This is a genomic window from Streptomyces africanus (genome assembly GCF_002150735.1).
GTDB classification, from domain to species: Bacteria; Actinomycetota; Actinomycetes; order Streptomycetales; family Streptomycetaceae; genus Streptomyces; species Streptomyces africanus.
On record NZ_MUKA01000201.1, the window covers coordinates 1 to 23,687 of the forward strand.

The 23,687-nt window shown below is 71.8% G+C and carries 20 protein-coding genes; 6 read left to right on the forward strand and 14 right to left on the reverse strand.

Annotated features, from left to right (window positions below; all coding sequences use genetic code 11):
* The first annotated feature begins 170 nt into the window (after positions 1–170).
* Positions 171–914 carry an SAM-dependent methyltransferase gene (locus tag CCL05_RS23555; protein ID WP_086562474.1) on the forward strand — a complete coding sequence of 248 codons (744 nt, stop codon included), beginning with the start codon at positions 171–173 and terminating at the stop codon, positions 912–914.
* Between the two features lies 1 nt (position 915).
* On the opposite strand, the gene CCL05_RS23560 is transcribed toward CCL05_RS23555, so the two are convergent.
* Both CCL05_RS23560 and CCL05_RS23565 read right to left on the reverse strand, forming a co-directional pair.
* Positions 916–2,211, reverse strand: a complete 1,296-nt coding sequence (locus CCL05_RS23560; protein ID WP_086562475.1) for an MFS transporter — start codon at positions 2,209–2,211, stop codon at positions 916–918.
* A complete protein-coding gene (locus CCL05_RS23565) occupies positions 2,208–2,858 on the reverse strand; it encodes a GntR family transcriptional regulator (RefSeq protein WP_086562476.1) in 651 nt (216 codons plus the stop codon). The genes CCL05_RS23560 and CCL05_RS23565 overlap by 4 nt, the downstream gene beginning before the upstream one ends.
* 208 nt (positions 2,859–3,066) lie before the next feature.
* On the opposite strand from CCL05_RS23565, the gene CCL05_RS23570 reads away from it, so the two are divergent.
* Positions 3,067–3,966 (forward strand): D-alanyl-D-alanine carboxypeptidase family protein, encoded by a 900-nt coding sequence (locus CCL05_RS23570; protein ID WP_086562477.1) that lies wholly within the window; start codon positions 3,067–3,069, stop codon positions 3,964–3,966.
* A gap of 67 nt (positions 3,967–4,033) precedes the next feature.
* On the opposite strand, the gene CCL05_RS23575 is transcribed toward CCL05_RS23570, so the two are convergent.
* From CCL05_RS23575 to CCL05_RS23600, 6 genes are all read right to left on the reverse strand, one after another.
* Positions 4,034–4,858 carry a hypothetical protein gene (locus CCL05_RS23575; protein ID WP_244204375.1) on the reverse strand — a complete coding sequence of 275 codons (825 nt, stop codon included), beginning with the start codon at positions 4,856–4,858 and terminating at the stop codon, positions 4,034–4,036.
* A gap of 41 nt (positions 4,859–4,899) precedes the next feature.
* Positions 4,900–7,134, reverse strand: coding sequence for a glycoside hydrolase domain-containing protein (locus CCL05_RS23580; RefSeq protein ID WP_086562478.1), 2,235 nt, complete (start codon positions 7,132–7,134; stop codon positions 4,900–4,902).
* A 152-nt stretch (positions 7,135–7,286) separates the two neighbouring features.
* Positions 7,287–8,702, reverse strand: a complete 1,416-nt coding sequence (locus CCL05_RS23585; protein ID WP_086562479.1) for a dihydrolipoamide acetyltransferase family protein — start codon at positions 8,700–8,702, stop codon at positions 7,287–7,289.
* A 10-nt stretch (positions 8,703–8,712) separates the two neighbouring features.
* Complete coding sequence (locus tag CCL05_RS23590) at positions 8,713–9,690, reverse strand: alpha-ketoacid dehydrogenase subunit beta (RefSeq protein ID WP_086562480.1); 978 nt, start codon at positions 9,688–9,690, stop codon at positions 8,713–8,715.
* A gap of 1 nt (position 9,691) precedes the next feature.
* Positions 9,692–10,885: a pyruvate dehydrogenase (acetyl-transferring) E1 component subunit alpha gene (pdhA, locus tag CCL05_RS23595; protein ID WP_086562481.1), complete on the reverse strand. Its 1,194-nt coding sequence runs from the start codon at positions 10,883–10,885 to the stop codon at positions 9,692–9,694.
* Positions 10,886–11,303: 418 nt separating this feature from the next.
* Entirely contained in the window at positions 11,304–12,896 is a 1,593-nt protein-coding gene (locus tag CCL05_RS23600; protein ID WP_086562482.1) for a protein kinase domain-containing protein, read from the reverse strand.
* 366 nt (positions 12,897–13,262) lie between these two features.
* Between CCL05_RS23600 and CCL05_RS23605 the strand changes: the two genes are divergently transcribed.
* The gene (locus CCL05_RS23605; protein ID WP_086562483.1) at positions 13,263–14,909 is read left to right on the forward strand and encodes a protein kinase domain-containing protein; all 1,647 of its coding nucleotides are present in this window, start codon (positions 13,263–13,265) and stop codon (positions 14,907–14,909) included.
* Positions 14,910–14,977: 68 nt separating this feature from the next.
* On the opposite strand, the gene CCL05_RS23610 is transcribed toward CCL05_RS23605, so the two are convergent.
* Positions 14,978–15,529 (reverse strand): bacterial proteasome activator family protein, encoded by a 552-nt coding sequence (locus CCL05_RS23610; RefSeq protein ID WP_086562484.1) that lies wholly within the window; start codon positions 15,527–15,529, stop codon positions 14,978–14,980.
* Between the two features lie 272 nt (positions 15,530–15,801).
* Between CCL05_RS23610 and CCL05_RS23615 the strand changes: the two genes are divergently transcribed.
* Entirely contained in the window at positions 15,802–16,263 is a 462-nt protein-coding gene (locus CCL05_RS23615; protein ID WP_244204376.1) for a hypothetical protein, read from the forward strand.
* Between the two features lie 6 nt (positions 16,264–16,269).
* On the opposite strand, the gene CCL05_RS23620 is transcribed toward CCL05_RS23615, so the two are convergent.
* Positions 16,270–17,259 carry an NAD(P)H-quinone oxidoreductase gene (locus CCL05_RS23620; protein ID WP_086562486.1) on the reverse strand — a complete coding sequence of 330 codons (990 nt, stop codon included), beginning with the start codon at positions 17,257–17,259 and terminating at the stop codon, positions 16,270–16,272.
* A 134-nt stretch (positions 17,260–17,393) separates the two neighbouring features.
* Between CCL05_RS23620 and CCL05_RS23625 the strand changes: the two genes are divergently transcribed.
* Positions 17,394–18,449, forward strand: a complete 1,056-nt coding sequence (locus CCL05_RS23625) for an ATP-binding cassette domain-containing protein (RefSeq protein ID WP_086562487.1) — start codon at positions 17,394–17,396, stop codon at positions 18,447–18,449.
* On the forward strand, positions 18,446–19,294 hold the full coding sequence (locus CCL05_RS23630) for an ABC transporter permease (RefSeq protein WP_086562488.1): 849 nt from the start codon (positions 18,446–18,448) through the stop codon (positions 19,292–19,294). Before CCL05_RS23625 ends, CCL05_RS23630 begins: the two co-directional genes overlap by 4 nt.
* A gap of 69 nt (positions 19,295–19,363) precedes the next feature.
* Here CCL05_RS23630 and CCL05_RS23635 read toward each other — a convergent pair whose 3' ends face one another.
* From CCL05_RS23635 to CCL05_RS23650, 4 genes are all read right to left on the reverse strand, one after another.
* Positions 19,364–20,470: a potassium channel family protein gene (locus CCL05_RS23635; protein ID WP_086562489.1), complete on the reverse strand. Its 1,107-nt coding sequence runs from the start codon at positions 20,468–20,470 to the stop codon at positions 19,364–19,366.
* Positions 20,467–21,849, reverse strand: coding sequence for a molybdopterin molybdotransferase MoeA (locus CCL05_RS23640; RefSeq protein WP_086562490.1), 1,383 nt, complete (start codon positions 21,847–21,849; stop codon positions 20,467–20,469). The genes CCL05_RS23635 and CCL05_RS23640 overlap by 4 nt, the downstream gene beginning before the upstream one ends.
* Positions 21,846–22,835: an NTP transferase domain-containing protein gene (locus CCL05_RS23645; protein WP_086562491.1), complete on the reverse strand. Its 990-nt coding sequence runs from the start codon at positions 22,833–22,835 to the stop codon at positions 21,846–21,848. The genes CCL05_RS23640 and CCL05_RS23645 overlap by 4 nt, the downstream gene beginning before the upstream one ends.
* Positions 22,836–22,921: 86 nt before the next feature.
* Positions 22,922–23,687: dihydrolipoamide acetyltransferase family protein (locus tag CCL05_RS23650; RefSeq protein WP_244204377.1), on the reverse strand; the 766-nt coding region annotated here is incomplete at its 5' end.

Below are 23,687 nucleotides of genomic sequence, written 5' to 3' on the forward strand. Positions count from 1 at the left end.
GTGCCTCCCCCAGTGCCTTAAGGGCCTGGGAGGTACCCCCAGGGGCGGCACGGGTGGGCGCAGCGGCACCCCGCTCCGCCGGGCTGCGCACCCACCCGGCCTCAGCGTCAACGGACAGTGCCGGAAAACCCCATGCCGCCCGCTCACCGCCCCACGTACCGTCCCTGCGCATGACAACCCCGCCCCGCCGCACCCGCCTGACCTTCCACGGCCCGCTGTCCGAGACCCGAGCAGACGCCCTCGTACAACGCCTCACCCGCCACACCCCCGCAACCGTCCTGGACATCGGCTGCGGCTGGGGCGAGCTCATGCTCCGCATCCTCGCCACCACCCCGGAGGCGACCGGCACGGGCATCGACATCAACGCCGAGGACCTGGCCCGCGCCCGGAAGGCAGCCGAGGCACGAGGCCTCACGCCCCGGGTCCGTTTCCTCGAAGAGTCCGCCACCGACACCCCCCACGGCCCCGCCGACCTCGTCCTGTGCGTAGGCGCGAGCCAGGCCCTCGGCAGCCAACTGCCCCAGGCCCTCGGCGAACTGCGCAGGCTCGTCACCGACCACGGCCGCGTCCTCCTCGGCGAGGGCTTCTGGCACCGCACCCCGACCGATGCCGAGCTGTCCCGCATGTGGCCGGACGCGAAGGCCGGCGACCACCCCGACCTCGCCACCCTCGTCGGCCTGGCCGTCGACGCGGGATTCCGGCCGGAGTGGACGGAGACCGCGAGCCTCGACGAATGGGAGGAGTTCGAGTCGGCGTACCTCGCGGACACCGAGGTGTGGCTCGCCCGGAACCCCGGACACCCCCGGGCCGCCGAGACCCGGGAGCGCACCGACCGGCACCGAGCCGCCTGGCTCACCTACCGCGGCGTCCTCGGGCTCGCGTACCTCACCCTGGTGCCCGTGGCGGCCCGTTGACCTAGGCCGGCACGTGCACGGTCTCCACCCGGCTCGCCACCAGGCGCTCCCGCTCACGCCGGGCCGCCTGCCCCCGCAGCCGCAGGATCTGCGTGACCCCGAGCGCCTGGAGGACGAACACCGCCGAGAAGGCCACGGTGTAGTCGTCGCCGGTGGCGTCCAGCAGCACCCCTACCGCGAACAGCGTGGTCATGGAGGCCACGAAGCCGCCCATGTTGGTGATGCCGGAGGCCGTGCCCTGCCGCTCGGGCGGGTTCGCCGGGCGGGCGAAGTCGAAGCCGAGCATCGACGCGGGCCCGCATGCCCCGAGCACCGTGCACAGCACGATCAGCAGCCACATCGGGGCGTGCGGGCCGGGGTAGGCCAGCGTCGCCGCCCACAGGGCCGCCGTCGTCCCGACCGTGCCGAGCGCGAGCGGCAGCCGCGCCCCGTGATGTCGGGCGACGATCTGCCCGTAGACCAGGCCGACGACCATGTTCGACAGCACGACCAGGGTGAGGAGTTCGCCGGCCGTGGCCCGGGACAGGCCCTGTGCCTCGACGAGGAACGGCAGGCCCCACAGCAGCAGGAACACCATCGCGGGGAACTGGGTCGTGAAGTGCACCCACAGTCCGAGCCGCGTCCCCGGCTCCCGCCAGGCGGCGGCGATCTGCCGCCGTACGTAGGCCGCGCCCTGGTGCGGGAGCGGCTCCGGCTCGTGGCCCTCCGGGTGGTCCTTGAGGAACAGCAGCACCAGGACGAACACCACGGCCCCGGCGACCGCGCTGCCCGCGAAGGCCGGCGTCCAGCCGACGCCGTGCAGCAGCCGGGCCAGGACGAGCGTGGAGACGAGGTTGCCCGCCATGCCCACGAGCCCCGCGAACTGGGCGACGAGCGGCCCGCGCCGGGCCGGGAACCACCGCGTGCCGAGCCGCAGCACGCTGATGAACGTCAGTGCGTCACCGCAGCCGAGCAGCGCCCGGGAGGCGAGCGCCATGCCGTACGACGGGGAGAACGCGAAGCCCAGCTGCCCGGCCGTGAACAGCACCGCCCCGAGGGCCAGCACCTTCTTGGTGCCGAGCCGGTCGACGAGCAGGCCGACGGGTATCTGCATGCCCGCGTAGACCAGCAACTGGAGGATGGAGAAGGTGGACAGGGCGGAGGCGTTGACGTGGAAGCGGTCGGCCGCGTCGAGGCCGGCCACGCCCAGGGACGTGCGGAAGATGACCGCGACGAAGTAGACCGAGACGCCGATGCCCCAGACGGCCAGCGCGCGGCGGCCGCCGGGCGGATCGCCCGGCAGCGTCGTGCTGGTCATCGGACCTCCCCCCGGGCCAGGTGCGAGAACCAGCCGACGTGCCGGTGGACCAGCCCGACGGCCGCCTCGGCGTCCCCGGCGCGCAACGCGTCGAGGATCTCCTCGTGCTCGGCGAGGGTCTTGGCGATCCGGTCGGGGTGGGAGTGCATGACGGCGACGCCCATCCGCAGCTGGCGGTCGCGGAGCTGGTCGTAGAGCCGGGAGAGGATCTCGTTGCCGCCGCTGCGGACGATCTCGGCGTGGAAGCAGCGGTCGGTGACGGCGGCCCCGGCGAGGTCTCCTTGGGCGGCCTGCTTCTTCTGCCGGGCCAGCAGCTCCTCCAGGCGCTCGATGAGCCCGGCGGGCGCGGGCACGGCCTTGCGCGCCGCGTGCTCCTCGACGAGCAGCCGCGTCTCGACGACGTCGGCGATCTCCTGCGCGGAGACCGGCAGGACGAGGGCGCCCTTCTTCGGGTAGAGCCGGATCAGCCCCTCGGCCTCCAGCCGGAGCAGCGCCTCGCGCACCGGCGTGCGCGAGACCCCGACGGCCTCGGCCAGCTCGCCCTCCGTGAGCAGGGTCCCGCCCTCGTAACGGCGCTCCAGCACGCCCTGCTTGACGTGGGTGTAGACGCGGTCGGCGGCGGGGGGTTGCTTCACGGCCAAGGTCATGCCGACAGCATAGATACAACAGGGACGCATGAAGGAATTCGTCCAGAATGCGGACCTGAATGTCACACATCTGTGGCAAACAGGGGGTCCCACTCGGCAAGGGCACAACCACGTGTGCTAGTTACGAGTCAGACACGTGCGGCCCCTTTCCCCTCGTCCTCAACTTGGCCGCACCGTTGGGGCACTCGACGCAATCGGGGTACTTCACTTGATAACCGGCATTAAGGGCACCCGTCTCCGCAGAGCTGCGGCTGTCGCCGTGACCACCGGCGCCATGCTGGCGACCGGAGCCCTCACCGTCGCGCCGGCGCAGGCCGCCACGGCGCCCACGATCGCCGCCAAGGGCGGCTACGTGATGAACAACGCGACCGGCACGTCGCTCTACACCAAGGCGGCCGACACGCGCCGCTCCACCGGCTCGACCACCAAGATCATGACGGCCCTGGTGGTGTTGAAGCAGCCGAAGCTCAACCTGGACAGCAAGGTCACGGTCCAGAAGGCGTACAGCGACTACATCGTCGACAACAACTGGGCGTCGAACGCCAAGCTGATCGTCGGCGACAAGGTCACCGTCCGCCAGCTGCTGTACGGGCTGATGCTGCCGTCCGGCTGCGACGCGGCGTACGCGCTCGCCGACAAGTTCGGCTCGGGCTCGACGCGGGCGGCGCGCGTGAAGTCGTTCATCGGCAAGATGAACACCACGGCCAAGGACCTGGGTCTGAAGAACACCCACTTCGACTCGTTCGACGGCATCGGCAAGGGCGCCAACTACTCGACACCGCGCGACCTGACGAAGCTCGCCAGCAGCGCGATGAAGAACTCCACGTTCCGCACGGTCGTCAAGACGAAGAAGTACACGGCGAAGACGACCACGAAGTCCGGCGGCACGCGGACGATGGCCCCCTGGGAGAACACCAACCCGCTGCTGAGCAGCTACACCGGCGCGATCGGTGTGAAGACCGGCTCCGGCCCGGAGGCCGGGTTCTGCCTGGTCTTCGCCGCCACCCGCAACGGCAAGACGGTCATCGGCACGGTCCTCGCGTCGACCGACAAGACCGCGCGGAAGACGGACGCCACGAAGCTGATGAACTACGGCTTCGCGAAGTAACGGCAAGCAGGACCGGCACCACGAAGGGGGGCTCACCGCCGATGGCGGTGAGCCCCCCTTTCGCTCGTCACGCGACGGCGCGCTGACGGCGCGCCAGCGCCCGGGCCGCCTTGCGCCGGCCGCCGGCCAGCACGTTCACCGGGGCGCCCGCACCGGCTCCCGGCTCCAGTCGCCAGCCCCGGATCCGCGCCGCGACCTGGGCCAGCCGCTGGTCGCCGGGCCGTACGTCGATGGAGAACAGGGACTCGTCGGGCGTGGCGTCGTCGCCGCCCCAGCGGACGACGCCGTCGAGCTCGGCGAGGATGTCGCGGATCACGACCTCCTGCTGCGGGAAGAAGCCGCCCCGGGCGCCGCGCGGGTAGGAGCCCGGCCGGATCCGCACCGCCGTGCCGGACGCCAGGTTGGACTCCGGCCTGCCCTTGCCGACGCCGGACGGGTCGTGCCAGCCGACGACGTCGCCCCGGCGCAGGGTGTCGACCTCGTAGTGGAACCGGCGCACCAGATGGACGAGGACGGTCTCCACGTCGCCCATGCGCACGGCGATGCCCTTGAGCGGGGTGCCGGGCACGGGCCGCGTGTAGACGGTGCCGCCGTCGTCCGCGACGTTCTCCATCTCCCAGCCGTTGTGGGAGCGCGAACCGGCCAGCACGCGCCGGGTCCGGTCCTGCGCGCTGCGCAGGGCGTCCCGCACGCGGCCCGGGATGGGATTGTGCGCATCGGCGTAGGCCTGGGACAGGAAGTGCGAGACGGGCAGGGCGGCCACGCCCACGGCACCGCCGACGGCGGCGATACGGCCGAGCAGGGCGCGGCGGGACAGACCGCGGCGGTGCGCGGCGGCCGGTCCGGACCGTCTGCGGGTGCGACGGGGTATGTGGGGGAGGTTGAGGTTCAACGGGCTCTCATTCCGGCGATTCACGCGTTGCGGGCGATGCTTCACGCGTTGCGGGCGATGCTGTTGTACTTCTCGAAGATCTGGTAGACGGCCAGGCTCTGGTGCGTCTGCGCCTCCACGTCGGGGTCCCAGGCCCGGTAGCGGCGCAGCAGTTCGGTGATCTCGAACTCGGCGAGGTCCAGGCGCATGGACCGCGGGGTGGTGACGCGGTCGCCGGGGGGAAGTTGGCCGCCGGGTCTGCCCCGGGTGCCCCACAGGTGGACCAGGGCCGCGGTGCGCACGCTGAAGGCGTTGTCCTTGCTCAGCTGCTGCCACACCGACCAGAGGTCGGCGTCCTTGGCCGGGTCGCGGCGGTCGCCGGTGGTGAAACCCCAGCCGATGCAGTGGTTCCAGGCCTGGATGGCGTCGAAGCCGCTGATCTGCCCGATGCCGGTGTGCGAGTCCCTGACCCGGCCGGAGCCGGTTTGGTGGTGGTCGGCGACCTGCTGGTCGGTGGCCTGGCCGGCGAGGCTGTAGTCGCGCATGGCCCAGTAGACGGCCGTCTGGATCAGCGCCTTGCGCATCGTGTACGTGTGCGACAGCTCGGTGATCAGCCCGTCCTGGTCCTGGATCGCCTCGACCGCCTGGGCGTTGGTGTAGAGCCGCGCGTCGCTGCCGACTCCGCCCAGGTCCGGACGCCCGATCGACCGCATGTAGCGCGCGAGGTCGGCCCGCAGCGCCGGCACCTGGCTCTCGTCGAGGGCGACGTCCGGCACGGCGGGCCGCGGCCGGTCGAAGGAGCCCTGCCCGGTGTCGCGGCCCGAGGCGATGTCGACGTCGGCCTCCAGCTGCCCGTCGCCCGAGCCGAGGGTGCGGATGACGAACTGGTCGTAGGCCCAGTCCTTCGGCAGCGGGTGCCCGGCGTTGCCGTCGAAGCCCGGGGACATGTCGGCGACGAAGCTCGCCGTCGAGTAGCCGGCCGCGCCGACCTGAGCGCAGACGTTGCGGGAGCCGTAGACGCCGATCTCGTACGGGTGGCCGGAGTCCGCCATCGCCTCCTTGATGCCCTTGAAGTGGGGCAGGACGCCGGCGGTGATCTCGGTGTCGATCGCGTCGAAGTCGACGGCGAAGAAGATCCGGGTGCCCCGCTTGAAGCCGTGGTCGAGGGCGGCGTTGACCGCCGCGTACCCGGCCGTCCGCCCGGCGACGTAGTCGAAGTCCGAGGCGTCGTTGTCGACGGTCTGGTAGATCGGGAAGCAGCGCAGGCCCTGCTGGGCGAAGACCTGCAACTCGCCCGGCTGGATGGCCTTCTCCGGCAGGGACGTGGCGCTCGGGTTGGTGAGGTAGCGGCCGACGTGGGTGATCCCGGCGGCCTTGAGGGCCGCTGCCCGGGCCGGGGTGACCTTGGCGATGGTGTCGCAGGCCTTGCCCTGGCGCGACTGGTCGCCGTAGGACGCCAGGAGGGAGGCGAAGGTGGCGAAGTCGCCCTCGCCCGTGGCCGGGAGGGCGACGAAGGTCTGGAAGGACCGGACGGCCGCGGCGAGGTAGGAGTCGAAGGTGTCGGTGAGGGCCACGGGCCGCCGGTTCACGACCATCCCGGCGGAGAACAACTGCACGTAGACGCCCTGGTCGCCCTGTCGCACGGGGTGCGCCTTGAGGGCCGACTGCGTGCCGGGCCCGAAGTTTCCGTTGGCGGTGCCGTCGGCCATGCCGAGTTCGTACTGCGTGCCGAAGACCAGTGCCCGGGCCAGGTCCCGCGAGACGCGCCCGTCGCAGGCGACGGCGAAGAAGTCCTGCCGGTTCAGGTAGCGCCCGTTGAGCCACTGCTGCACCTCGCGGACCTGCCGGGTGCCGGAGGGGCCGAGGACGTACGCGTCCATCGTCAGCAGCGCCTTGAACACCTTGGGCGTCAGATCGGCGCCGGGGAAGGCCTGTTCGACGCCCATGTCGGTCTTGAGCTTCGTGACGGCGGCCCGGACCCGGGCGCCGTACGTGCCGTCCAGATCGCCGCCGTCGTAGCCCTTGCAGTACAGGCCGGACTGGATGATGCGGCAGAAGTCGGGGGAGGGGACGGTGTCCGCGTTGAGCTCGGGGTATTTGGCGGTCAGCGCCGAGAGGGTGCCGGGCCCGAAGTTGTCGGACAGTGCCGTGATGCCCAGCTCGTACTGGAGGGCACGGGTCAGGGCGTAGAGGGTCGCCCAGTCGGTCTCGCCGGTTTCCTCCACGGTGGTACCGATACGGCTGCCGTAGACGGAGTTCACGAATCTCTGGGCCCTGAGCACCATGGGGTCGCGCATGAAGAGTGATCGTATGTCCGGCTAAACCGCTTACTGTGGGGTACTTGGGCGGGTCTGCGGAGCTTCCTGTGCTCTTCGGCGTACCGCTGGTTCACCCTGCGGGCGGACGCGGGCGGCCCCCCGCCCGTGGGCAGGGGGCCGCCTCGGCCGGTTCACGACCAGGTGATCAGGCGCTTCGGCTGCTCCAGGATCGCCGCCACGTCCGCCAGGACCTTCGAGCCCAGCTCCCCGTCGACCAGGCGGTGGTCGAACGACAGGGCCAGGGTGGTGACCTGACGGGGCTTCACCTTGCCCTTGTGGACCCACGGCTGGAGCTTGATCGCACCGACCGCGAGGATCGCGGACTCGCCGGGGTTGAGGAGCGGCGTGCCCGTGTCGACGCCGAAGACGCCGACGTTGGTGATCGTCACCGTGCCGCCCTGCATGGACGCCGGGGACGTCTTGCCCTCCCTGGCGGTCGACACCAGCTCGCCCAGCGACTCGGCCAGCTGCGGCAGCGTCTTGGCGTGGGCGTCCTTGATGTTCGGAACGATCAGGCCGCGCGGGGTCGCCGCCGCGATGCCCAGGTTCACATAGTGCTTGACCACGATCTCCTGGGCGGCCTCGTCCCAGGAGGCGTTGATGTCCGGGTTCCGCTTGATCGCGACGAGCAGGGCCTTGGCGATCAGCAGGAGGGGGTTCACGCGCAGGCCCGCGAACTCCTTGTCCTCCTTCAGCTCCTCGACCAGCTTCATCGTGCGCGTCACGTCGACGGTCACGAACTCCGTGACATGCGGGGCGGTGAACGCCGAGCCGACCATCGCCGCCGCCGTCGCCTTGCGGACGCCCTTGACCGGGACACGGGTCTCACGGGTGGTGTCGTACGACACCGCTGCCGGCGCGGGGGCCGGGGCGGCGGCCACGGGGGCCTCCGGTTGCGCGGTCTGCGGCCCGGCCACCGCCGCGTGCACGTCCTCGCGGGTGATGACGCCGTCCGGGCCGGTCGGGACGACCGTCGTCAGATCGACGCCCAGGTCCTTGGCCAGCTTGCGGACCGGGGGCTTGGCGAGCGGGCGTTCCCGGCCGGCGGGGGCGGCCTGGGGCTCCGCACCGTGGCCGTTCAGCTCCGACTGGATCGCTGTCGAGGCCTGCTGGACGGGGACCTCCGGGCCCTTGCGCGGGCGACGGCGGGTGGACGATGCCGCCACCCCGTAGCCGACCAGGACCGGCTGGCGGCCGGAGGCCTGCGCCTTCGGCTCCTCGGCGGGCGAGGGCGCCGCGGGCTGCTCGGCGGCGGGCGCGGGCTGCTCGGTCGCGGGGGCGGCCCCTCCGCTCACGTCCACCGCGATGATCGCCGTGCCCACGTCGACCGTGGTGCCCTCCGGGAAGTGCAGCTCCCGGACCACGCCGTCGTACGGGATGGGCAGCTCGACGGCCGCCTTCGCCGTCTCGACCTCGCACACCACCTGGCCGTCCGTGACCGTGTCGCCGGGCTGGACGAACCACTTGAGGATCTCCGCCTCGGTGAGCCCCTCGCCCACGTCGGGCATCTTGAACTCGCGTACGGACGCTTCCGTCATCGTCGTCACGACCCTCTCCTCAGTACGCCAGCGAGCGGTCGACGGCATCCAGCACCCGGTCCAGGTTCGGCAGGTACTCCTCCTCCAGGCGGGCCGGCGGGTACGGCGCGTGGTAGCCGCCGACCCGGAGCACCGGGGCCTCCAGGTGGTAGAAGCAGCGCTCCGTGATCCGCGCGGCGATCTCGGCGCCCGAGCCGAAGAACACCGGTGCCTCGTGGACGACGACCAGGCGGCGTGTCTTCTCCACCGACGCCTGGATCGAGTCGAAGTCGATCGGGGAGACCGAGCGCAGGTCGAGGACCTCCAGGTTCCTGCCCTCCTCGGCGGCCGCGTCGGCGACCTCCTGGCAGAGCTTCACCATCGGGCCGTAGGCGGCGAGGGTGAGGTCGGTGCCCTCGCGGACCACCTGGGCCTTGTGCAGCGGGCCCGGGATCGCCTCCGGGTTGACCTCGCCCTTGTCCCAGTAGCGGCGCTTGGGCTCGAAGAAGATCACCGGGTCGTCGCTCTGGATGGCCTGCTGCATCATCCAGTACGCGTCCGACGCGTTCGAGGGGCTGACCACCTTCAGGCCCGCCACGTGCGCGAACAGCGACTCGGGGGACTCCGAGTGGTGCTCCACCGCGCCGATGCCGCCGCCGTAGGGGATGCGCACGACGACCGGGAGCTTGACCTTGCCCAGCGAGCGGGCGTGCATCTTGGCGAGCTGCGTGACGATCTGGTCGTAGGCCGGGAAGACGAAGCCGTCGAACTGGATCTCCACGACCGGGCGGTAGCCGCGCAGGGCCAGGCCGATCGCCGTGCCGACGATGCCCGACTCGGCCAGCGGGGTGTCGATGACGCGGCTCTCGCCGAAGTCCTTCTGGAGGCCGTCCGTCACACGGAACACACCGCCGAGCTTGCCGACGTCCTCGCCCATGATCAGGACCTTGGGGTCGGAGTCCAGGGCGCGGCGCAGCGACTCGTTGATCGCCTTGGCCAGGGCCATCTTGTCGGCCATCTCAGTTACCCCCCTCGTCGGCGAACGACGCCTGGTACGCGGCGAACTGGGCACGCTCCTCGTCGACGAGCGCGTGTCCGTCCGCGTAGGCGTTCTCGAAGATGGCGAAGCGGTCCGGGTCCGGCATGGCGCGGACCGCCTCGCGCACTCGTTTGCCCAACGCCTCGGACTCGGCCTCCAGTTCCGCGAAGAATCCCTCGTCCGCGTGGTTCGATGCCTCCAGATAGCGGCGAAGGCGCAGGATCGGGTCCTTGGCCTCCCAGGCCTGGCGCTCCTCGTCGCCCCGGTACCGGGTCGGGTCGTCGGAGGTGGTGTGGGCGCCCATGCGGTAGGTGAACGCCTCGACGAGGGTCGGGCCCTCGCCGGCGCGGGCCCGCTCCAGGGCCCACCGGGTGACCGCGAGGCAGCCGAGCACGTCGTTGCCGTCCACGCGGACGCCCGGGAAGCCGAAACCCTGCGCGCGCTGGTAGATCGGCACGCGGGACTGCTTCTCGGTCGGCTCGGAGATGGCCCACTGGTTGTTCTGGCAGAAGAACACGACGGGGGCGTTGTAGACCGCGGAGAAGGTGAACGATTCGGCCACGTCGCCCTGACTGGAGGCGCCGTCTCCGAAGTAGGCGATCACCGCGCTGTCCGCGCCGTCCTTGGCGATGCCCATGGCGTAGCCGGTGGCGTGCAGCGTCTGGGAGCCGATGACGATCGTGTAGAGCTGGAAGTTGTTGCCGTTGGGGTCCCAGCCGCCGTTGTTCACGCCGCGGAACATGCCGAGCAGGTTGGTCGGGTCCACGCCCCGGCACCAGGCGACACCGTGCTCGCGGTAGGTGGGGAAGACGTAGTCGTCGTCGCGCAGGGCCCGGCCGGAGCCGATCTGGGCGGCCTCCTGGCCGAGCAGCGAGGCCCACAGGCCCAGCTCGCCCTGGCGCTGCAGGGAGGTCGCCTCGGCGTCGAAGCGGCGGGTGAGCACCATGTCGCGGTACAGGTCGCGGAGCTCTTCCGGGGTGACACCGGCGACGTACTTGTCGTACTCGGCGTTCTTGACCCGCTTGCCCTCGGGCGTCAGCAGCTGCACGAGCTGGGGCTCGGCGCCGGCGTCCTTCTTGGCGGTCGTGCGGGTGGTGCGCTTGGTGCCGGTGGTGCCGGCCTTGCTTCCGGCGCTGCGTCGCGGTGTGCGCGCGGCAGTGCTCTCCACGGTCACGTGTGCTCCTCCGTCGGTCCGGCCCCCGGGGTTGCCGGTAGGCCAGTGCGGCTCACCTGTTCTCGACCACCGGGCACGGGGTGGGTGCCACTCGGCCGGGAACAGGCGTGACAGGTGCCCCGGCGAGCGCCCTGCAAAGGGCACGTTACCCAGTGCATCACATTTCTGTGAAACCCCCTCTGACCTGCGATTTTGCTTGGATATCCAAGTAAATCGGGAAGGTGGGGAAGGGGCCCTGGTCACAGCCTTGCAGGAGGCCGGAGCAACCGCACGTTAACCCGGTGACCCACGTCACGGGAAGAGTCCACTTTCCGGCGCGGCGAAACGGCACGCGCGCGTGGAGCCCGTTTCCGGGTCCCACGCGCGCGTGGATCATCCGTTTCGTCCCGGCGTTCCCCTTCGGGGTGCCGGCGCGGGGTCAGCCGCCGTCGCCGCCCGCGCCGCCTCCGACGACACCGGTGGCGCCGCCCGCGTCGGTGCCGCCCGTGTCGTCCGGCGGCGTCGCCGGGTCCGAGGGCTCCGGGTCCGTGGGCTCGTCGGTCGGCTCCTGGGTGGTGGGCTGGCCCGTCGGCTGGCCGGTGGGCGTCTGGGGAGCGCTCTGCGACGGCGTGTAGGACGGGGTGTACGACGGCGTCCACTGGCCGCCGCCGGAGCTCGTGCCGGTGCCGTCGTCCGTGGACGTGTCGGTCGGCTCGTCGGTCGGCTCGTCGCTCGGCGTCTCGCTGGGCGTCTTCTTCTCGGTCGTCTGCGAGGAGGTCGGCGACTGCTTGGTGCCGGGCCCCTTCGTGTCACCGCCGGTGTTCTGCAGCGCCAGGGCGACACCCGCCGCGACGGCGATCACCGCGAGCACGGCGAGGATCCACAGCTTGCCGCGGCCGCCGCCCTTGTTGCCGTGGCCCTCGAAGCCGCCGTCGTCCCCGCCGCCGTAGCCGGCGGGCAGGATCGGCGACGGGATCTGCGCGGTGCCGGAGGCGTCCCCGGGGTGGCCCATCACGGCCGTACTGGCGAAGCCGCCCGACGGGGTGTGGCGGCCCTCGTGCATGTCGACCGGGCCGGTGTTCCAGGTGCCGGTGTGGCCGCCCTGGTCGTAGAGCATCTGGAGCGCGTACTGGACCAGCCCGCGCATCTCCTCGGCCGTCTGGAAACGGTCGTCCGGCTCCTTGGCGAGGGAACGCATGACCAGGCCGTCGAGCTCGGGCGGGCAGGCGTCGGAGGCCTCGGAGGGAGGCGTCGGGATGTCCTGGACGTGCTGGTAGACCACCGACAGCGGGGTCTCGCCGGTGAACGGCGGGCGCAGCGAGAGCAGTTCGTAGAGCAGACAGCCCGTCGCGTACAGGTCGGAACGGTGGTCGACGGCCTTGCCGAGCGCCTGCTCGGGCGACAGGTACTGCGGGGTGCCCATGACCATGCCGGTCTGCGTCATCGTGGACTGCGCGCCGTGCAGGGCGCGGGCGATGCCGAAGTCCATCACCTTCACGGCGCCGTTGTGCGTGATGATCACGTTCGCCGGCTTGATGTCGCGGTGCACGATGCCGTGCTGATGCGAATAGGCGAGCGCCTCCAGGACGCCCGAGACGATGATCAGAGCCTGCTCCGGGCCCGGCGCCTCGGCGTTCAGCAGCAGGTCGCGGATCGTGCGGCCCTCGACCAGCTCCATGACGATGTAGGGCACGGACTGGCCGCCGACGACGTCCTCGCCGGAGTCGTACACGGCGACGATCGCGTGGTGGTTGAGACCTGCGACCGACTGGGCCTCGCGCGTGAACCGCGCCTTGGACACCGGGTCCTCGGCGAGGTCGGAACGGAGCAGCTTGACAGCGACGGTGCGCCCGAGGCGGACGTCCTCGGCGGCGAACACCTCGGCCATGCCGCCCCGGCCGAGTCTGTGGGTCAGCCGGTACCGGCCGTCCCCGACCAGCCCGCCGTTCCCCCAGGACTCCGGCGCGTCCGACATGCCGCCGCCAGTCGCCTCGGGTTCGGACGGGCCCTGAGCGCGCTGCTGCTGTGCCATCAGTCCTCGCCGTCGTTTCTGCCCGCGGTGCGCGCGGTGTTGTTACGGTCTCCGTCGGCCACGCTACAGCCTCCGCGCAAGCCGCCGGTCCGAGACGGGGTGCCAGGACCGGCACGGGACGGACGCGTCATGAAACCTTCACTCCGTACTGTCGTGCAAATTCTGTGGACCGGCAGTACGTCCCCTGTAACGCTTCCGCGACGCTTCTTTCGCGTACGGTCACGGAACGGGCACCGAGCTTGACGTGTCAGTGCCCTGGGGCAGACTTGGCCGGGAATGGCGGTTTGGATCAACGCGGATCACGGCGGATCAGCGTCGGATCAGCGACAGTCGGCGGCGCCTCAAGGGCTACGGGGGAAACGGAACATGAGCCAGGACGGCGCACAGGGCCAGTACGCGGGGCGGGCGCTCGCCAATGGCCGCTATCAGCTGCGTGATCTCCTCGGCCAGGGCGGCATGGCCTCGGTGCACCTCGCGTACGACAGCGTGCTCGACCGGCAGGTCGCGATCAAGACACTTCACACCGATCTCGGCCGCGAACAGGCCTTCCGCGAGCGGTTCCGCCGCGAGGCCCAGTCCGTGGCCAAGCTCACGCACACCAACATCGTCTCGGTCTTCGACACCGGCGAGGACACCCTCGACGGCATGACGACGCCGTACATCGTCATGGAGTACGTCGAGGGCCGCCCGCTGGGCTCGGTGCTCGACGAGGACGTGCGGCAGCAGGGCGCGATGCCCGCCGACAAGGCGCTGAAGATCACCGCGGACGTGCTCGCGGCGCTGGAGATCAGCCACGAGATGGGGCTGGTCCACCGGGACATCAAGCCGGGCAACGTGATGATGACCAAGCGCGGCGTGGTCAAGGTCATGGACTTCGGCATCGCCCGCGCCATGCAGTCCGGTGTGACGTCGATGACACAGACCGGCATGGTCGTCGGCACTCCGCAGTACCTCTCGCCGGAACAGGCCCTCGGCCGCGGTGTGGACGCCCGCTCCGACCTGTACTCGGTCGGCATCATGCTGTTCCAACTGGTCACCGGGCGGCTGCCGTTCGAGGCGGACTCGCCGCTGGCCATCGCGTATGCGCACGTGCAGGAGGAGCCGCCGGTTCCGTCCTCGGTCAACCGCGCGCTGCCCCCGGCCGTGGACGCGCTGATCGCCCGCGCGTTGAAGAAGAACCCGAACGAGCGCTTCCCCAGCGCCGAGGCCATGCGCGACGAGTGCCTGCGCGTGGCGTCGTCCTTCCAGGCCGCCCCGCCGAGCATCGTGCCGGGCACGCAGACCCCGAGCGGGGCGGGGGTCGGCTCGGCCGTGTTCCCGCCGGTCGACCAGGCGACCCCGGCGCCGTCGGGCCAGGTGCAGACGCCGTACCAGCCGACCCCGCCCCCGAACCCGTACGGCACGCCCGCCCCGGCGGCGCCGTCCCCGGCCTACGGCTACCCGCAGCAGGGCGGCTACCAGACGCCGTCCTCCGGCGCGTACTCCCCGCAGCAGGGTCCGTCGACCCCGCCGCCGTACAACCTCTCGCCGCAGACCGCGCAGGTCTCCCAGGGCGGCGGCAAGAGCAACAAGCCGGTGATCATCGGCTCGATCGTGGTGTCCGTCGTCGCGGTCGGCGGTCTGATCGCGGCCCTGCTGATGAACGGCGGCGGCGAGGACGACCAGGGCGGCGGGGGCAGCAGCGCGAGCGCGTCGGCCCCGGCGGCCAAGAAGCCGGGCTACCGCGGGCCGGACACCTCGAAGACGATCGACACCGAGGAGTGCACGGAACCGCAGGAGTCGTACAACGACCCCGACAAGATCCGGATGCCCGACTTCAAGTTCAAGGACATCACCTCGGTCAAGGCCTGCCTCCAGGCGGCCGGCTGGGAGAAGAAGATCAACAAGCTGGACGAGAACACCTACGGCGACGGCGCGGTCATGAACCAGTTCCCGTCCGCCGGCACCGACGTGGACCCGAAGAACATGCCCCAGATCGAACTCGGCGTCTCCACGGGCAACCCGCCGGCCTGACCCACCTGCGCGAAGGGCCCGGCAGCCGAGGCTGCCGGGCCCGTCGCGCAGGCTGCTCCGCGGACGCGTTACAGGTACGGCCCGCCCGTTCGGCCGGCTGAACGGCCGCCCGGGGCCTGGTCGTCGAGGCCGTCACCGACCCCCGGCGGGAGGGCGCGGCGCATCTGCTCCAGCTGGGCGCGGGCCGCCATCTGCTGGGCGAACAGCGTGGTCTGGATCCCGTGGAAGAGGCCCTCCAGCCAGCCGACCAGCTGGGCCTGCGCGATGCGCAGCTCCGCGTCGCTCGGGGTCGTCTCGTCCGTGAAGGGCAGGGAGAGCCGCTCCAGCTCCTCGACCAGCTCCGGGGCCAGACCGTCCTCCAGCTCCTTCACCGAGCTGGCGTGGATCTCCTTGAGCCGGACCCGGCTGGCCTCGTCCAGGGGAGCCGCGCGCACTTCTTCCAGAAGCTGCTTGATCATGCTGCCGATCCGCATGACCTTCGCGGGCTGCTCCACCTGTTCCGTGACCGGAGTCTCGCGGGAGTCCTCGTCTCCGCCACCGCCGCTGAGCGCCATGCCGTCCTGGCCCACGACCAGGATCTGCGGGTTCTCCGGCGACCTTTCGTTCCTCGGCATCTCCATGCCGCCATTCTCTCGCACGCCTGCACCTCACCTCTGTGGTGCCCCCGCGGGAGGCTGATCCACCGTGTTGGAGGAGACGTGCGGGCCGGGCCCGAGGTTGCTCACCAACGGGTGAATCCGGCTCCCGGGTCAGGTGCGGCGGCCGGACGCGGTTCCGCCTGTCGGCCCAATCCGGAGTGCCGGACACGTGGGGCGATGTGAGGCTGATTGCCTTGATCTGACCGAACTTGCCGATCTTGCCCTACCGGGCACGGCGGGAGGGGGTCACCCACGTGACTCCATGGCAACGCGCACTGCGGGCGACGGGACTGGTGGTCGCCCTGGGGGCGGGTGCGGTCGTCTCACCGTACGGGGCCGGCGCCTCGTACGGAGCTGTCCAGTCCGTCCGGTCGTACGAAGACCCCGGGGGAGGTGCCTTCGCCGCCCCCTCCCACCCGGGCGAGCCCTCGCGGGCCGGGAGCCGGGCCGGTGAGGGGCGACAGCGGCCGGGACGGCCGGAGGACGCCGAGGAGGAGCGGGGCGCCGGTGAGACCACCGCCGCCCCCGAGGAGCCCCGGGAAACCGTCCCCGAGCCCTCCGCCGCGACGGAGCGGCCCGTACGGGAAGCCGCCGCCGCCCGCGCCGACCGCCCCGTCGGGCCGGTCCTGCGCATCCTGCCGCTGGGCAGCGGCCTGGTGCTGATCGGCCTGGGCCTCGGACTCGCCTTCTTCGCCCTGCGGCTGCGGCGGGTCTAGGGCGTGTCAGGTGCCCTGCGGGGTGATCAGCAGCACCTTGCCGATGTGGCCGCTCTCCTCCACGACCCGGTGGGCGGCGGCCGCCTCCGGCATCGGGAGCTCGCGGTCGACGACCGGGCGCAGGTGGCCGCCGGCGAACAGGGGCCAGACGTGTTCCCGCACGGCCGCGACGATGGCCGCCTTCTCCTCCAGCGGCCGGGCGCGCAGGGACGTCGCGCTGATGGCGGCGCGCTTGGCGAGCAGGGCGCCGATGTTCAGCTCGCCCTTGATGCCGCCCTGCATGCCGATGATCGCGAGCCGGCCGTTGACGGCGAGGGCCTTGACGTTGCGCTCCAGGTACTTGGCGCCCATGTTGTCGAGGATGACGTCGGCACCGGCGCCGTCCGTGGCCTTCCGGACCTCCTCGACGAAGTCCTGCTCGCGGTAGTTGACCAGGATGTCCGCGCCCAGTTCGGCGCACCGGTCCAGCTTCTCCTTCGTGCCGGCCGTGACCGCCACCCGCGCGCCGACGGCCTTGGCCAGCTGGATCGCCATCGTGCCGATGCCGCTGGAGCCGCCGTGCACGAGCAGCGTCTCGCCCGGGCGCAGGTGGGCGATCATGAAGACGTTCGACCAGACGGTGCAGGTCACCTCGGGCAGGGCCGCGGCCCGCGTCAGGCCGACGCCCTCCGGCACGGGCAGCAGCTGTCCGGCCGGGACCACCACCTTCTCGGCGTAGCCGCCGCCGGAGAGCAGCGCGCACACCTCGTCGCCGGTGTTCCAGCCGGAGACGCCGGGGCCGATCTCGGCGATCCGCCCGGAGCACTCCAGGCCGGGGTAGGGGGACGCGCCGGGCGGCGGGTCGTAGAAGCCCTGCCGTTGCAGGATGTCGGCCCGGTTGACGGCACCGGCCGCCACCTCGACCAGGACCTCGCCCTCGCCGGGCACGGGATCCGGGACCTCGTCCCAGACCAGCGCCTCGGGCCCACCAGGTTCGGGAATCGTGATCGCATGCATGAAGGGGACGGTACTCCTCGGTCCCCGCGCCGACTTCCCGCAGCCCTTGGGACCGCAGTGTGCGGGACCGATGAGTTTGCGCGACGGTGAAGGTCTCCCCATGCGTATCCCCCGTACGCGGAAGGAACCGGCACATGAGCACGCAGACGTCCGGCATGGCGATCGAGACCGCGGGACTGGTGAAGACCTTCGGTGAGACGAGGGCGGTCGACGGAGTGGACCTGTCCGTGCCCGCGGGCACGGTCTACGGCGTCCTCGGCCCGAACGGCGCGGGCAAGACCACCACCGTGAAGATGCTCGCCACGCTGCTCCGGCCGGACGGCGGCGAGGCCCATGTCTTCGGCCACGACGTCGTCCGCGAAGCCGACGAGGTGCGCGGCCGGGTGAGCCTCACCGGCCAGTACGCGTCGGTGGACGAGGACCTCACCGGCACCGAGAACCTGGTCCTGCTGGGCCGGCTGCTCGGCCACCACAAGAAGGCCGCCCGCAGCCGCGCCGCCCAGCTCCTGGAAGCCTTCGGGCTCACCGAAGCGGCCGGGAAGCAGGTCAAGCAGTACTCGGGCGGCATGCGGCGCCGCATCGACATCGCCGCGTCCATCCTCAACACCCCCGACCTGCTGTTCCTCGACGAGCCGACGACCGGCCTCGACCCGCGCAGCCGCAACCAGGTCTGGGACATCGTGCGGGCCGTCGTCGCCCAGGGCACCACCGTGCTGCTGACCACGCAGTATCTGGACGAGGCCGACCAGCTGGCGTCCCGGATCGCCGTCATCGACCGCGGCCGGGTGATCGCCGAGGGCACCAAGGGCGAGCTGAAGTCGTCCGTCGGCGCCGGAACCGTCCATCTGCGGCTGAGGGATCCGGACCGCCGGGACCTGGCGGCGGGCCTGCTGCGCCGGGCCCTCGACGCGCAGGTGCAGCTGGAACACGACCCGGTGGCCCTGACCGCCCGCCTCGGTGCGGCGGCGAGCGACGACAACGCCGCCGAGCAGGCGTCCCGCGCGCTGGGCGAGCTGGCCCGCGCCGGGATCACCGTCGACAACTTCTCACTGGGCCAGCCCAGTCTGGACGAGGTGTTCCTCGCCCTCACCGGACACGACACGCACGACTCCGGCCACGACCCGCACGACTCCGGCCACGCCGACGGCTCCGACCACTCCCACGACCCGAAGGACGAGGTGGCGGCATGAGCACCGCGACGAGCACCGAGAGCAAGGAACTCGCCCCGGTCAGCGCCGAATCCCTCGCCGCGCTGCTCATCTCCAAGGAGCGGCCGCCCCGTCCCAGCGCCTGGTCGACCTCGATGACCTTCGGCTGGCGGGCGATCCTCAAGATCAAGCACGTGCCGGAGCAGCTCTTCGACGTCACGGCGTTCCCGATCATGATGGTGCTGATGTACACGTACCTGTTCGGCGGGGCGCTGGCCGGCTCGCCGAAGGAGTACATCCAGTTCCTGCTGCCGGGCATCCTCGTGATGTCGGTCGTGATGATCACGATGTACACGGGCGTCTCGGTCAACACCGACATCGAGAAGGGCGTCTTCGACCGGTTCCGCAGCCTGCCGATCTGGCGGCCCTCGACGATGGTCGGCTATCTGCTCGGCGACGCCCTGCGGTACACGATCGCGTCGGCTGTGATGCTCACCGTCGGCATCATCCTCGGCTACCGGCCGGACGGCGGAGTCGGCGGTGTGCTCGCCGGGATCGCCCTGCTGGTGCTCTTCTCGTTCGCCTTCTCGTGGATCTGGACCATGTTCGGGCTGATGCTGCGCACCGAGAAGTCGGTGATGGGCGTCAGCATGATGGTGATCTTCCCGCTCACCTTCCTGTCCAACGTCTTCGTCGACCCGAAGACCATGCCGGGCTGGCTCCAGGCCTTCGTCAACAACAGCCCCATCACCCATCTGGCGTCGGCGGTGCGCGGACTGATGGGCGGCGACTGGCCGGCCGCCGAGGTCGCCTGGGCGCTGGGCTGGGCCGGCCTGTTCGTGCTGGTCTTCGGGCCGATCACGATGCGGCTCTACAACCGGAAGTAGGTGTAGGGCGCGTCCGGTGCCGTGCCGGTCACCGGAAGTAGGCGTGGGGCGCGTCCGGTGCCGTGCCGGTCAGTTGCGCGGCATGGGCGGCATCGGCCGGAAGTCGGGCGCGATCTGTGAGCCGGGCGTCGCCCGCACGATCGTGATGAGCCGGTCCGTCAGCTCCAGTGTCCCGACAGCCGGATCGTCGTAGCCGAGCACCCGGTGACCGCGTATGACGCTCACCACCAGGTCGGTGATCTCCCGCGGGGTCTTGCCCACCTCGGCCTTGACCACCGGCCGTTCGACGATGTCGAGGCCGCTGCCCTGCTGGATGAGGTCCTCCATCACCATGCCCGCGGAGGGGCTGAGCACCGAGAGGCCGAGCAGACGGCCGGCGGCGCTGGCACTGGTGATGACCGCGTCGGCTCCGGACTGCTTCAGCAGGGGCGCGTTCTCCTCCTCCCGCACGGCGGCCACGATCTTCGCCCCGCGATTGAGCTGCCGGGCCGTCAGCGCCACCAGGACGGCCGTGTCGTCGCGCTGCGTCGCGATGATGATCTGGCGCGCCTTGTGCACCTCGGCCCGCTTCAGCACCTCACTGCGCGTCGCGTCCCCGATGATGCCCGCGTACCCCTCGGCGGTCGCGGCGTCGATCACCTTGGAACTGGGGTCGACCACGACGACCTGCTCCTTCTTCAGGCCCGTCGCACAGACGGTCCGGATCGCCGACCTGCCCTTCGTGCCAAATCCGATGACGACGGTGTGATCACGCAAGGTGGACCTCCAGCGGGTCAGCCGCCACTCCTCCCGGGTGCGTTCGGTGAGGGCTTCGAGGGTGGTGCCGACCAGGATGATCAGGAACAGCACGCGCAGGGGCGTGACGACGAGGATGTTCGTGAGCCGGGCGGTGTCGCTGGCGGGGGTGATGTCGCCGTAGCCGGTGGTGGAGAGCGTGACGGTCGCGTAGTAGAACGCGTCGAGCAGCGTGATGCCACCGCCCCCGTTGTCGTTGTAGCCGTCACGGTCGGCGTAGACGATCAGCGCCGTCACGACGAGGACCCCCAGGGCAATGGAGAGCCGCTTGGCGACCTGGCCGATCGGGTGCTCCACCACTTTCCTCGGGAGTTTCACCCGATGGGTCACCAGATGCTCGTCCGCCTGGCGGGCGATCGCGTCCTGGCCCGGAAGTTTCACGTGAAACACACCCCGATTCCTCCGGACGCCCAGGGCAGGTCGAGCAGTTCCGCCTCCTGCCCCGCTCCGGCACCGCCCGGGGTGACGACGGCCAGCGCGTCGGCCGCCGCGATGCCGCGCAGCATGGCCGGTCCGTTGTAGTGCAGCGGCACGGCCTGGTCGCCCCGCAGGACGACCGGGACGAGCCGGGTGTCGTACGGGTGCCCGTGCACGGCGTCCCTGAGCGGCAGCGTGTACGGCTCCGGGGCCGGGCGGGCCGCGAGGGTCCGCAGCAGCGGCTCGGCGAGCGTCAGCAGTCCGGAGACGGCGGCGAGCGGATTGCCCGGCAGGCCGACGAGGTGCTGGCCCTCCGTGAGGCGCGCCAGCAGCATCGGGTGGCCGGGGCGTACCTGGACGCCGTCCACGAGGAGTTCGGCACCGATGCGGCGCAGCGTGGGGTGGACGTGGTCGACGGGGCCCGCGGCGGTGCCGCCGGTGGTGACGACGACGTCGGCGTCGGACGTGGTGAGCGCCCGGTGCAGGGCGTCGGCGTCGTCGCGGATCCGTCGTACGGCGGTGACCTCGGCGCCGAGCGCCCGCAGCCAGGGCGGCAGCATCGGGCCGAGCGCGTCCCGGATCAGACCGTCGTGCGGCCGTCCCTCGCTGAGCAACTCGTCACCGAGGACGAGGACTTCGGCACGAGGGCGGGGGACGGCGGTGACGGTGTCGTACCCGGCCGCCGCGGCGAGCCCGAGTACGGCCGGGGTGACGAGGGTGCCGACGGGGAGCAACTGGTCGCCGCTGCGGCACTCCTGGCCGCGCGGGCGGATGTCCTGGCCGGTGACGACGTCCCTGGTCGCGTACAGGCGGCCCTTGTCGTCGGTGCGGCCGTGCTCGCTGCGCAGCACGGCGGTGGTGTCCGGGGGGATGCGGGCGCCGGTGGCGATCCGGACTGCTTCGCCGTCCGTCAGGGGCTCGGGCGCGGCGTGCCCGGCCAGGACGCCGTCGTCCCGGACGTGCCAGGGGGCGGGCCCGGCGACCGCCCAGCCGTCCATCGCGGAGGTGTCGAAGGAGGGGAGGTCGGTGAGGGCGTCGAGCGGGGCGGCCAAGGTGAGGCCGAGGGCGGCTTCGAGCGGCACGGAGACGGGCCGGCGGCGGGCGGGCCGGGCGGTGCTCCGGGCGGCGCGTTCGGCGGTGGCCCGGGCCTCCGGCCAGGAGGTGGCGTGGTGGCGGGTGTCCGGCCGGGCAGGGGTGTCCGGCCGGCCGGAGGCGCGGCGGCGGTCCGTCTCACCTCGTTCGGCGGGGCCGGGCAGGCCGTTGCTGTCGTTCACGAGGGCGAGCACCTCCTCGACGTCGAGGTCCTCGGCGTCCTCGCCGGCGCGTGTGCCGTGCGGGGTCATCCGGCGTCCGGGCGGGTGTCGGGCGTCGCGTCGGGGGCGACGTCACCGTTGCGGGGAGGGGCCCCCGGCCCGGTGCCCGAGGACTGGGCCTCGGAGGCGCTCTCCTGCGCCCAGCGGACGGCGAGGGCCGCGGCCTTGCGGGCGGCCTCGGCGACCGCCTCGGGGCCGCCGCCCGCCCGTGCGGCCGCGTAGCCGACGAGGAAGGTGGTCAGCGGCGCCGCCGGCCGGTCCACACCGTGGGCGGCGTCGCGGGCGAGGTCGAGCAGGCCGCGGATGTCGACGTCGAGCTCGACCCCGAGTTCGTCCTTGACTGCGGAAATCCATTCATCCAACACGTGCCCATGCTCCCTGATACGTGCCCTGGCGGTGGCGATGTCGTCCCAGGTGTCGCAGTCGAAGGACGCGACGGGGTCGGAGATACGGGTGAGGTCCAGCTCGGCGATGAGGCGCCGCAGCGGGAGGCCGGCGAGACCGTCGTGCCGGTCGGCGAGGAGCGCGAGCCCCTCGCGCAGCCGAGACGCGGCATAGGCGGCCACGAGTGGCTGGTCACGGCCCTCGGGGTCGGTCAGCAGCACGCCGTCGGCGGCGCTCGCCCGGAGCGTGCTCAGGAGCCGGTCGACCGTGTGCTCCCGCAGGAACGGCAGATCGGCGGAGAGCACCACGACGTGTTCCGCCGTGGTGCGCCGGAGCCCGGCGTCGAGCGCGGCGAGCGGGCCGCCGCCGGGCGGGTCCTCCTGGGCCCAGGTCACGGGCCGGGCCGTCGGCCGGGGCGCGGCGACGACGACGGTGCCGCGGGCTCCCGCGCACGCGGCGAGCACCCGGTCGAGCAGGGCCCGGCCGCCCACGCGTACACCGGGTTTGTCCGCGCCGCCGAGGCGCCGCGCGGCGCCTCCGGCGAGCACGACGGCGTCGTACGCGGCGGGGTCCGGTCGCTGCGCGGGGCCGGAACCGGTGCCGGGTTCACCCGGGAGCTCGAAGGCGGTCACACCCCGAGTATGCGTGCCCCCGCGATCACAAGGAACGCGGGGGAACCGACACGATCAGGGGCACCAGCTCGCGGGCGGAACAGGAATCACAGCGTCCGCAGCAGCACCGCCGGCTGTTCCACGCAGTCCGCCACGTAGCGCAGGAAGCCGCCCGCCGTGCCGCCGTCGCACACCCGGTGGTCGAAGGTCAGCGAGAGCTGGACGACCTGCCGCACCGCCAGCTCGCCCTCGTGCACCCACGGCTTGGGGACGATGCGGCCGACGCCGAGCATGGCCGCCTCGGGGTGGTTGATGATCGGCGTGGAGCCGTCGACGCCGAAGACGCCGTAGTTGTTCAACGTGAAGGTTCCGCCGGTGAGTTCCGCGGGTGTCAGCGTCCCGGTCCGGCCCGCCTCCGTCAGCCGGGCGAACTCCGCGGTCAGCGACTCGGCGTCGCGCACGTGCGCGTCCCGGACGACCGGGACGACGAGGCCCCGGTCGGTCTGCGCGGCGAAGCCCAGATGCACGTGGTCGAACCGGACGACCTCCCTGGCCTCCGCGTCCACCGTGGAGTTGAGCTCGGGGAAGCGGGCGAGGGCCGCCGTGCAGATCCGGGCCAGCAGGGCGAGGAGGGAGATCTTCGGGCCGCCGGCCGCGTTCATGGCCGTGCGCGCCCGCATGAGCTCCGTGGCGTCGGCGTCCACCCAGCAGGTGGCGTCCGGGATCTCGCGGCGGCTGCGCGCCAGCTTGTCGGCGACGGCGCCGCGGATGCCCTTGAGCGGGGTGCGGGTCTCGCCGTGAACCGCAGCCGCGGTCGACTGCGGTGCGGTGGGCTGCGGTGCGGTGGGCTGCGGTGCGGTGGGCTGGGGTGCG